The sequence below is a fragment of the Streptomyces sp. NPDC005266 genome (assembly GCF_040607655.1).
Lineage (GTDB): Bacteria > Actinomycetota > Actinomycetes > Streptomycetales > Streptomycetaceae > Streptomyces.
In genome coordinates, this window is record NZ_JBEXHC010000008.1 from 269442 (window position 1) to 280211 (window position 10770).

A 10770-nucleotide genomic window follows, 5' to 3' on the forward strand; every position below is an offset into this window, starting at 1 on the left:
AGTCCGCCCCACCCCGAGCCGTCCTCAGGCTTTCGCATACTCGCGGAAGCCGCGCCCGGTCTTGCGTCCGAGGCAGCCCGCCGCGACCAGATGCTCCAGCAGGGGCGCCGGCGCCAGCCCCGGGTCGCGGAACTCGCGGTGCAGCACCTTCTCGATGGCGAGCGAGACATCGAGCCCGACGACGTCCAGCAGCTCGAAGGGGCCCATCGGATAGCCGCCGCCGAGCTTCATCGCGGCGTCGATGTCATCGGGCGTGGCGTAGTGCTCCTGGACCATCTTCACCGCGTTGTTGAGGTACGGGAACAGCAGGGCGTTGACGATGAATCCGGCCCGGTCGCCGCAGTCCACCGGGTGCTTGCCCACCGTCTTGCACACGGCGTGCGCGGTCGCGCGCACATCGTCCGCGGTCAGGACGGTGCGCACCACCTCGACGAGCTTCATCGCGGGCGCCGGGTTGAAGAAGTGCAGCCCGACCACGTCCTGCGGGCGCGAGGTGACGCGGGCGCAGGCGATGACCGGCAGCGAGGAGGTCGTCGTGGCCAGCACCGCGCCGGGCTTGCAGACCTTGTCGAGCACGGTGAACAGGTCCTGCTTGACGGCCAGGTCCTCGGCCACCGCCTCCACGGCCAGGTCCACCTCGGCGAAGGCGTCGAGCGAGTCGGCCGGGGTGATCCGCGCCAGCGCCTGGTCGCACGCTTTCTGCGTCATCCGCCCCTTGGCCACGGACCGGCCCAGCGACTTGCCGATACGGGCCTTCGCCGCATCGGCCTTCTGCTGGGACCGGGCCGCCAGCACCACATCGAGGCCCGCCTTGGCGAAGACCTCGGCGATACCGCTGGCCATCGTGCCCGAGCCGGCGACCCCGACGGCGTGCACGGGGCGCGCGGTGTCCACCGCCTGCGCCTGGTCCGCCGCCGCGCCGGCCGCGGCCGGGTCCGGGACGACGGTGCCGCTGCCCGGCGCCTCGTAGGTGTAGAAGCCGCGGCCCGCCTTGCGGCCGGTGAGACCGGCCTCGGCGAGCTGCCCCAGGATGGGCGCGGGCGCGTGCAGCCGGTCGCCCGAGGCGGCGTACATGGCCTCCAGGACGGTGCGGGCCGTATCGACGCCGATCAGGTCGAGCAGGGCGAGCGGGCCCATCGGCAGCCCGCAGCCGAGCCGCATCGCGGCGTCGATGTCCTCGCGCGCCGCGTACTTGGCCTCGAACATCGCCGCGGCCTGGTTGAGATAGCCGAACAGCAGCCCGTCGGCGACGAATCCGGGCCGGTCGCCGAGCGCCACCGGCTCCTTGCCCAGGTCGTGGGCGAGTGCGGTGACCGTCTCGATGGCCGCGGGCGCGGTCAGCACGCTGGAGACGATCTCGACGAGCTTCATGGCGGGCGCCGGGTTGAAGAAGTGCAGCCCCAGCACCCGCTCCGGGTGGGCGGATTCAGCGGCCAGCCGGGTCACCGACAGCGCGTTGGTGCCGGTCGCCAGGATCGTGGTGGGGCTGACGATCGTGTCCAGCTCGGTGAAGACCTCGTGCTTGATGTCGTAGACCTCGGGCACGACCTCGATCACCAGCTCCGCGCCGGCCGCGGCGCGCAGATCGGTGGAGATACGGAACCGGGACAGGATGTCGGCCCGCTCCTGCTCGCTGATCCGCTCGCGCCGCACGGCGCGGGCGGTGGCGACCTCGAGCGCGGTGACGGCCCGGCGGCCGGCGCTCTCGCTGATGTCGATGCCGATCACCTCGCGGCCCGCGCGGGCCAGGATCTCGGCGATGCCGGTGCCCATGGTGCCGAGCCCGACGACGGCGACAGTAGTGAGCGGGGCCCGGGAGGGGGAGAGATCAGAGGAGGACGTAGAGCTGACGCCGGTGTGCGGTAGACGGTCCATCGCGGACTCCAGAGGGTGTTCCCCGGGAACGGGGATGAAGTGACGACTGAGAGGAGCTCGGGTCATGCCGCTGCTGCCGCTCACGCCACGCATGCGCTGCGGGCTGACACGGTTGACACAGAACTCCGACGGAAGGGCTTGCACGCTCCCTGGCGGACAGCGCCGCACGGAGGAAACTGCCCGTGGGAGACACGCGGCCGGCCCTGTCCCGGGGCCACGCCGTACTGCTGCTGTTACTGCCGAACCGACGTCACACAAGGCGGCTGCGTCACCAGGCCGCCAGAGCAGGGGTGCTGCTCGTGTCGCCATATTAACCGGCGGGTAACCAAGATGCCAGAGCTCGAAGTGAGGCTGCGCCGTGGCGCAGATCACCGGGGAGGGGAGACCTCGCATGGACGATGAATTCCGGACGCTGACGGAGCGGGTACGGGCCTCGCTCGCAACCCCGCAGGAAACGGCGGCCCACGCCGCGCTGCTCGCGCTCGTACGCCAGGGCACCCCTGCCGCGCGCGAACAGCTGGCCCGCATCCTGGTCGCGCCGGAGCAGCCGCTGTGGGCCCGGGAGACCGCGGCCTTCGTGCTCGGCAGCGCGGGCGACCGCCGGGCCTTCGAAACCCTGGTCCTCCTGCTCAACTACCGCGAGCCCGCCCGCTGCGCGACCGCCGCCCGCGTCCTCGCCCGCCTCGGTGACCCGCGCACCGCCCGCGCCGCCGCGGCCCTGGCCACCAACCCGCTGCGCACCGCCTACTCCCTGCACCCGATCCGGCTGCTGGTCGAGTTGCGCGCCCCAGAGTCCGTACCGGCCCTGGTCGCCGCCCTGGAGCGGCAGTTGGCCGCCCGCGACCGTCACTGGGTGATCGCCCGTGCGTGCGTGGAGGGTCTGGGCGCGATCGGCGACGAACGTGCCATCCCGGCCCTGACCGCGGCGGGCAAGCACATACGCCTCAGCGCCGCGGCGGCCGCCGCCCTGGCCCGCATCAGCGGCGGCGGCGGTGGCGGCGCGCCCCAGGGCAAGGCCGGTAAAGCGCGCGTGCGGTGACCCGCGGCGACGCGCCTGCCGCCCCCTACGCCCCGCCCCTCACCCCGGCGGGCCTCAAGCCGACCGCCGGGGTGAGGCTCAGGGCGTAGCGGACCTCGGGGACGGCGATGCCGTCGACCCTGTACGCCTCCTCGCCACCGTCCGGCCGGAAGCCCGCCCGCTCGTAGAAGTGGCGGGCGCGGGCATTGTGGCGCAGGACCCACAGGCGCAGGCGGGGGAAGTCGCGTTCGGTGACGCGGCGCAGGGACTCGGTGAGCAGGGCGCGGCCGACGCTCGTGCCGACGAGGGCCGGGCGGATGTAGAGCGCGTACAACTCGGCGTCCCCGGAGGGCAGATCACGGTCCCGGTAGGGTCCGAAGCAGGACCAGCCCACCACACCCTCGCCGCGGTCCGTCTCCGCGACAAGGTTGACGACATCGCCGACGCCGCGTGAGAAGAACTCCCGCCGGCGCTCGGCATCCTCCTCGACGCTGAGCCCGTCCAGATACGCCTGCGGCATCAGCCCCCTATACGCCTTCTGCCACCCCCGGACCCGGACCGCCGCCACGGCGTCGATGTCGGACTCGGTCATCTCCCTGACCCGCACCCCGTTCATCCGTCCACCCTAGGGTCACCGCCTCACAGCAGGGTCAGCTGGGCCGGTTCCGGGGGAGCGGAGGGCGGCGAAGCGGCCTCGGGCTCGCGGACGTTGCGGTGCGCGCCCGCCTTGTACGGGCCGATCCCGTACTCGGCGGCGAAGTCGTGGACCATTCCGGTCACCCGCCGCTGGTACCACTTGGGCGCGTACGTCCCGCGCTCGTACAGTGCGTCGTACCGCCGCAGCAGCCGCGGATGGTGGCGGGTGAGCCACGCCGTGAACCACTCACGGGCGCCGGGCCGCAGATGGAGCACCAGGGGGGTGACGGAGGTGGCCCCGGCCTCCGCGATCGCCCGTACGGTGGCGCGCAGCTGCTCGGGGGAGTCGCCGAGGAAGGGGATCACCGGGGCCATCAGCACCCCGCACGGGATGCCGTGGTCCGACAGCGTCCGCACGACGTCCAGCCGGCGCTCGGGCGAGGGCGTGCCCGGCTCGACGGTGCGCCACAGCTCGCGGTCGGTGAAGCCGACCGAGACGGAGACGCCGACGTCGGTGACCCGGGCGGCCTGCCGCAGCAGCTCCAGATCGCGCAGGATCAGGGTCCCCTTGGTGAGGATCGAGAACGGGTTGGCGCGCTCCACGAGCGCGCGGAGGATGCCGGGCATGAGCTGATACCGGCCTTCGGCGCGCTGGTAGCAGTCCACGTTCGTGCCCATGGCGATGTGCTCGCCGTCCCAGCGCCGGGAGGCGAGCTCGCGGCGGAGCAGCTCCGGGGCGTTGACCTTCACCACGATCTGGGAGTCGAAGCCGAGCCCGGTGTCCAGGTCGAGATAGCTGTGTGTCTTGCGCGCGAAGCAGTAGACACACGCATGGCTGCAGCCGCGGTACGGATTCACCGTCCACTCGAACGGCATCCGCGAGGCGCCCGGCACCCGGTTGACGATCGAGCGCGCCCGGATCTCGTGGAAGGTGATCCCGCGGAACCCGGGGGTGTCGGTGCGGGTGGTCACCGCGTCCGCCGCGAAGAGGGCCGGAGCGGCCGCCTCGTCGCCGTTGGTCAGATTGTCCCAGCGCATGGCGCGCACCTCCGGGGTCTCGCTCGCTACCACAATAGAACACATGTTTCATTCGATTCCGTCAACCCTGAATTTGGGCGGGTGGCGGGGAGGTGGTTGGCTTGCCGCAGCCAAGGGCGCCGTGAGCCAGAGGGCGCCGCGTCGATCACGGAGGAAGAGCAATGGGGCAGGTCGAGGCCACCACGGAGCGCATCGTCACGGGCAGGCCCGAGGACGTGTTCGACGCACTCGCCGACTACCGCGAGACCCGCCCCCGGCTGCTTCCGCAGCAGTTCAGCGAGTACGAGGTGCGCGAGGGCGGCGACGGCGAGGGCACCCTGGTGCACTGGAAGCTCCAGGCGACCAGCAAGCGGGTGCGCGACTGCCTGCTGGAGGTCTCCGAGCCGACCGACGGTCAGCTGGTCGAGAAGGACCGCAACTCCTCCATGGTCACCACCTGGACGGTGACCCCGGCGGGCGAGGGCAAGGCGCGGGTCGTCGTCATCTCGACCTGGACCGGCGCGAGCGGCATCGGTGGCTTCTTCGAGCGGACCTTCGCGCCCAAGGGGCTGGCCCGTATCTACGACGAGATCCTGGCCAAGCTCGCGGCCGAGGTGGCCAAGTGACCTGACCGGGGAGCGGAATGGCCCCGTCCGGGGTCGCCGTCGCCTTCACCGGTTCGGGTGGTTTTCTTCGCGGTGCGCATAGCCCCGCACACCCTCTCACCGGGGCTGATGCCCCATGAGGTCCCTCGTCAGCGATTCGTCGCGCTTGCCCGTAGTTGCGCGTAATGCGAGAAATGGGCGGCGGCGCAGGCCTGACGAGGGGAGAAGGACGTGGGCGGGACCACCGGCACCACCGTGCCGAAGGGCCGAGAAGGGCACCAGGGGCACGGGCGGTACGAGCCGGCAGGCGCTCCCTCTCCCGCCGCCGACGGGCCCCTCACGGCGCCGCCGGCGGCGGACGCCGCCGCGCCCGCCCCACTCAGCCCGGCCCGGGTCCGGATGGTCTTCTTCGGGCTGATGCTCGCGCTGCTGCTCGCGGCGCTCGACCAGACCATCGTGGCCACCGCCCTTCCCGAGGTCGTCGGCGAGCTGCACGGCCTGGACAAGATGTCCTGGACCGTCACTTCCTATCTCCTCGCGGTCACCATCGTGCTGCCGCTCTACGGCAAGCTCGGCGATCTCATCGGCCGCAAAAGTGTCTTCGTCTTCGCGATCGTCGTCTTCGTCGTCGGCTCCGCGCTGGCGGGCTGGTCACGCACGATGGACGAGCTGATCGTCTTCCGGGCGGTGCAGGGGAGCGGGGCCGGCGGGCTGATGATCGGCGTCCAGGCGATCATGGCCGATATCGTGCCGCCGCGGGAACGCGGCCGCTACATGGGGCTCATCGGCGCCGCGTTCGGCCTCGCGTCGGTGGCCGGGCCGCTGCTCGGCGGCTTCTTCACCGACCATGCCTCCTGGCGCTGGTGCTTCTACGTCAACGTCCCCTTCGGCCTGGTCACCCTCGCCGTCGTGGCCGCCGTACTGAAGGTGCCCGAGCCGCCGCGCCGGGCGAGCTTCGACTATATGGGCGCACTGTTCCTGTCCGTCTTCTCGACCTGCGCCGTCCTGCTGACCAGTTGGGGCGGCACCGAGTACGCCTGGGGCTCCCGCGTCATCCTCGGGCTCGCCCTGGGGGCGCTGGGCTCCGCGATCCTCTTTGTCGTCGCGGAGTGCGTCACAGCCGAACCCATCATCCCCATGCGGCTGTTCCGCGACTCGGTCTTCTGCGTCAGCGGGCTGATCGGCGCGGTCATCGGCGTCGCCCTCTTCGGCGCCGCCAGCTATCTGCCCACCTTCCTGCAGATGGTCGACGGGGTCTCGGCCACCGAGTCGGGGCTGCTGATGGTGCCCATGATGGGCGGCATGGTCCTGGCCTCCATCCTCTCGGGCCAGCTCATCAGCGCCACCGGCCGCTACAAGGTCTTCCCCGTGGCCGGCGGGCTGATCTCGGCCGTCGGGATGTGGCTGCTCTCCCGGCTGGAGGAAGACACCTCCCGGCAGGACTACAGCCTGTGGATGGGCGTGCTGGGACTCGGAATGGGGCTCGTCCTTCCCGTGCTCGTCCTCGCCGTGCAGAACTCCGTGCCGGCCGCCGACCTCGGCTCGGCCACCAGCGCCAACAACTACTTCCGGCAGATCGGGGGCAGCGTCGGCGCGGCCGTCTTCGGCACGCTCTTCGCCAACCGGCTCGCCGACCGTCTGGCGGTCGAGCTCCCCTCCGGGGCGGCGTCCGGCCGCGGCGGCGACGGCTCCCCGCTGCCCGACCCCGACTCGGTCACCCCGCAGGTGGTGCACGCCATGCCCGGCGCGCTGCGCGACGGCTACATCGCGGCGTACGCCCACGCCATACCGCGGATCTTCCTCTACCTCGTGCCGGTGCTCGTCCTGGGCTTCCTGCTCGCCTTCCTGCTGAAGGAGAAACCTCTGGTGTCCCCCGCCGACTACGCCGTTCAGCCAGACCTGCAAGACCCCGTCGTACCGGCTGCGCGCACCGCCTCCGGGCCCCGGCACGCCACCGGCTCCGCCGGACCGCCCGCCGCGGGCATCCCGGTCTGCGGCACGGTCCAGCACCACGACGGCACCACGGTCCCGCGGGCGGCCCTCACCCTCATCGACATCGCCGGCCGGCAGATCGGGCGCGGCGCCACCGGTGAGGACGGGCGGTACGCGCTGAGCACCCCGGGCACCGGCTCGTACGTCCTGATCGCGGCGGCCGGGGGCCATCAGCCACGGGCGGTCAGCGTCACCGTCGGCGACCGGCCGGTCGAGCTGGACGTCGTCCTCGGCGGGGCCGGCCGCCTCGCCGGTGCCGTGCTGACCGCGGACGGCACCCCGGTGCGGGAGGCGACGGTCACCCTGACCGATGTGCGCGGCGAGGTCGTCGCCTCCACCCGCAGCGGGCGCGAAGGCGGCTATGTGATGGCCGAGTTGGTGGCGGGCGAATACACCCTCGCCGCCAGCGCCCCCGCGTTCCGCCCCGCCGCCCTCCCGGTCACCGTGCAGGCAGCCCGGGAGACCCGTCAGGACATCGAACTCGCCGGCGGCGCGGTCCTGCGCGGCGTCGTCCGGGCCACCGCCGGCCGCCTGGTGGAGGATGCCCGCGTGACCCTGCTGGACGCGGCGGGCAATGTGGTCGACACGGCCACCACGGGCCCCGACGGCGCCTTCCGCTTCATCGATCTGTCGGCGGGCGAGTACACGGTCATCGCGGCGGGCTATCCACCGGTGGCGACCGTCCTGCAGGTGGCGGGCGGCGGCCGCACCGAACGGGATCTCCAACTCGGCCACGAGGACTGAGGCCCGGACATGACCTGGCCGCCCCGGCGCCGGGAGGCTCCCCCGACGGGGGCGCCTCCCGGCGCCGGGGCGGGGCGAAGGCGGCGGCGGTCGCACGCATCAGCACGTGACACCTATTCGGGTATTGCCCCACGCGGTCATCCGCATCGGTCGTACCGTGGGGAGCGGTGTCGCAGATCTTGTGTGCGAAGGAGTCTTCCGCCTATGGAGCAGGGCACATCACGCGGCGGCGACGACGAGCTGAGCCGGGTGCCCGCGGTGCCGGAGCAGGACGCCGGGATGCCCGGCCGGATGCCGCTCGCGGTGGTCGTCGTCGACGCGGACGGGCGCGTCACGCACTGGAGTTCCGGGGCGCGCAGGCTCTTCGGGCGCGGCCGGGAAGAGGCCGTCGGCGCTCCGGCCGTCGATCTGATGCCGGTCTCGGGCGCCCTGCGCGGCGCGGATCTGGGGTCGGACGGAGCAGGGCCCGAGCTCGACGACTCGCTCCTCGGCTCGACGTATTACCCCACCGCCGGCCGGGCCCGTATGGCGGACGCCGCACATGGCCGGGTCGATGTCCTGTGGTGGGCGTATCCGCTGGTGGGGCCCGGTCCCGAGCGGCTGCTGGTGCTGGCGGCGGACGCCATGGGGCTGGCCGGGGACGCGGCGGGAGACCAGGAGCGGTTCGCGCCCGGTTTCGCGCTGCACACCGAGTTCCCCGGCGCCGAGCGGCTGGCCGGCCGGCTGCCGGACATCCTGCCCAACATGGGCCCGGCCACCGCCGGACGGATCGTCTCCCAGGTGCTCGAACTGGGCTACCCCGTGCTGGAGATCAGCCGTTATGAGCGCGTCCCGGTGACGCCGGACTGGGGCATGCCCCGGTACCGCGAGCGCCAGGCGCGCCTGGAACGCCAGGGACGCCAGGGACGCCAAGAGGCAGCACGTCGGCGCGCGGGCGCGGGGAGCGGCGCGCCGGGCCGCCCGCACGCCCCCGACGCACCGGTGGAGCCCGATGACGTCGACCTGGAGTACGCCGCCGTCCGCGAGCGGCTGGAGTTCCTCAACGAGGTCAGCGGCCGTATCGGCAGCTCCCTGGACCTCGCCCGCACCATCCGCGAGGTGACCAGCGCCGCCGTCCCGCGCTTCGCGGACTTCGCCGGTACGCATCTGCGCGCCCAGGTGCTGGCGGGGGAGGGGTTCCCCGACGGGCCGCCGGACGTCACCACCGTCTGGCACCGCGTCTGGGTCGAGCACAACGACGAACCGGGCCGCTGGGACGACACCGTGCCGGTCGGGGAGTCCATCGCCTTCCCCGAGCACACCCCGTTCTTCCAGTGCATGGTCACCGGCGAGCCGGTGCTGATCCCGTACATCAGCGACGAGGTGGGCGACCGGATCGCCGGCCAGTTCGAGAAGCGCGATCTGAGACCGCTGATCAACGGCCGGTCGATCCTGATCGTGCCGCTCAAGGCGCGCAATGTGGTGCTCGGCTTCATGGTGCTGCTGCGCCGCCCCGGGCGCGAACCGTTCGACGACATGGACCGCACCACCGGAGCCGAACTCGCCGCCCGCGCCGGGCTCGTGCTCGACAACGCCCGGATGTACACCTACCAGGAGAACGTCGCCGACACGCTCCAGGACAGCATGCTGCCCCAGGTGGCGCCGCGCATGGCGGGCTGCGACATCGCCACCCGTTATCTGCCCGGGACCCGCCTCGGGCGGGTCGGCGGCGACTGGTTCGACGCCATCAAGCTGCCCGGCTCGCGCACCGCGCTGGTCGTCGGCGACGTGATGGGGCACGGCCTGAACTCGGCGGCGATGATGGGCCAGTTGCGCACCGCCGTCCAGACCATGGCCGCCCTCGAACTGCCGCCCGCGCAGCTGCTGCGCAACCTCGACGATCTGGCGCAGCGGCTCGGCGAGCACTATCTGGCCACCTGTCTGTACGCCGTCTACGACCCGATCGGCTCCGAGCTGCTGATCTCCAACGCGGGCCATGTCCCGCCCGTGCTGGTCCGGGCCCGGGACGGCCGCAGCGAGCTGCTGGACCTGCCGACCGGCGCCCCGATAGGCGTGGGCGGGGTGCCCTTCGAGACGGCCACGGTGCGGGTCGCGCCCGGCGACCGGCTGGTGCTGTGCACGGACGGACTGGTCGAGGTGCGGGGCCAGGACATCGGGGCCGGGATCGCGGCATTGTGCGAGTCCGCGGCGCACCCGGCGGCCTCGATGGACGACGCGTGCGACACCATCATCCGCGCGTTCGCCGCCTCTTCCCGGCAGAAGGACGGCCATGGCGACCGTAAGGACGACGTGGCGCTCCTGATGGCCCGGCTGGGCGGCGTTCCCGCCGGCCATGTCGCCCAGTGGCGGCTGGCGCTCGACCCGTGCGAGGTGGGGCGGGCGCGGCGGCTGGTCCGGGAGCGGCTGACCCGATGGGGGCTCGAGGAGGCGGTGGAGACCGCCGAGCTGCTGGTGAGCGAGGCGGTCACCAACGCGATCCGGCACGCCCACACCCACCATGTGATGGTGCGGCTGGTCCGTACCGAGGCCCTGCTGTGCGAGGTCTCGGACGACGACCACGAGCTGCCCGCGCTGCTGGACGCCGGTGAGGACGACGAGTTCGGGCGGGGGCTGCGGGTGATCAGCAAACTGGCGCGGGAGTGGGGCACGAGCCGCACGGGACGGGGCAAAACGGTGTGGTTCGAGCAGGCGCTGCCCCGCCCGGCGCGCCGGGGCTCGAACACCGGGTGAGGGTATTGCCCCGCATGCGCCGGCGCCCTTGTCCGCGCCGGGTGGTGACGGTAGTCAGCTAGTGCCGCGTCAGCCAAGGTTCACCCCGCTCGCCGCCCTGGCACGGCCATCTGCGGCGTTGCCGAATCGACCGAGTAGGCCCACTACGAGGCC

The 10770-nt window shown here is 72.5% G+C and carries 7 protein-coding genes; 4 read left to right on the forward strand and 3 right to left on the reverse strand.

What is annotated here, in order from left to right:
- Positions 1-24 precede the first annotated feature (24 nt).
- Positions 25-1875, reverse strand: coding sequence for a 3-hydroxybutyryl-CoA dehydrogenase (locus ABZU99_RS18515; protein WP_355952087.1), 1851 nt, complete (start codon positions 1873-1875; stop codon positions 25-27).
- A gap of 391 nt (positions 1876-2266) precedes the next feature.
- Between ABZU99_RS18515 and ABZU99_RS18520 the strand changes: the two genes are divergently transcribed.
- Positions 2267-2914: a HEAT repeat domain-containing protein gene (locus ABZU99_RS18520; RefSeq protein WP_355952084.1), complete on the forward strand. Its 648-nt coding sequence runs from the start codon at positions 2267-2269 to the stop codon at positions 2912-2914.
- A gap of 25 nt (positions 2915-2939) precedes the next feature.
- Here ABZU99_RS18520 and ABZU99_RS18525 read toward each other — a convergent pair whose 3' ends face one another.
- Complete coding sequence (locus tag ABZU99_RS18525; protein WP_355952081.1) at positions 2940-3509, reverse strand: GNAT family N-acetyltransferase; 570 nt, start codon at positions 3507-3509, stop codon at positions 2940-2942.
- 23 nt (positions 3510-3532) lie between these two features.
- Positions 3533-4567, reverse strand: a complete 1035-nt coding sequence (locus ABZU99_RS18530; protein ID WP_355952245.1) for an Rv2578c family radical SAM protein — start codon at positions 4565-4567, stop codon at positions 3533-3535.
- Positions 4568-4728: 161 nt separating this feature from the next.
- Between ABZU99_RS18530 and ABZU99_RS18535 the strand changes: the two genes are divergently transcribed.
- From ABZU99_RS18535 to ABZU99_RS18545, 3 genes are all read left to right on the forward strand, one after another.
- Positions 4729-5172: an SRPBCC family protein gene (locus tag ABZU99_RS18535; RefSeq protein WP_355952078.1), complete on the forward strand. Its 444-nt coding sequence runs from the start codon at positions 4729-4731 to the stop codon at positions 5170-5172.
- 210 nt (positions 5173-5382) lie between these two features.
- A complete protein-coding gene (locus ABZU99_RS18540; RefSeq protein ID WP_355952075.1) occupies positions 5383-7887 on the forward strand; it encodes an MFS transporter in 2505 nt (834 codons plus the stop codon).
- 204 nt (positions 7888-8091) lie between these two features.
- Positions 8092-10617, forward strand: a complete 2526-nt coding sequence (locus ABZU99_RS18545) for a SpoIIE family protein phosphatase (RefSeq protein ID WP_355952072.1) — start codon at positions 8092-8094, stop codon at positions 10615-10617.
- Positions 10618-10770 lie beyond the last annotated feature (153 nt).

Bases quoted from the DNA above. Each gene is read 5' to 3' on its own strand.
- ABZU99_RS18525 (WP_355952081.1), bottom strand. From the start codon at position 3,509: ATGAACGGGGTGCGGGTCAGGGAGATGACCGAGTCCGACATCGACGCC.
- ABZU99_RS18520 (WP_355952084.1), top strand. From the start codon at position 2,267: ATGGACGATGAATTCCGGACGCTGACGGAGCGGGTACGGGCCTCGCTC.
- ABZU99_RS18530 (WP_355952245.1), bottom strand. From the start codon at position 4,567: ATGCGCTGGGACAATCTGACCAACGGCGACGAGGCGGCCGCTCCGGCC.
- ABZU99_RS18545 (WP_355952072.1), top strand. From the start codon at position 8,092: ATGGAGCAGGGCACATCACGCGGCGGCGACGACGAGCTGAGCCGGGTG.
- ABZU99_RS18515 (WP_355952087.1), bottom strand. From the start codon at position 1,875: ATGGACCGTCTACCGCACACCGGCGTCAGCTCTACGTCCTCCTCTGAT.
- ABZU99_RS18535 (WP_355952078.1), top strand. From the start codon at position 4,729: ATGGGGCAGGTCGAGGCCACCACGGAGCGCATCGTCACGGGCAGGCCC.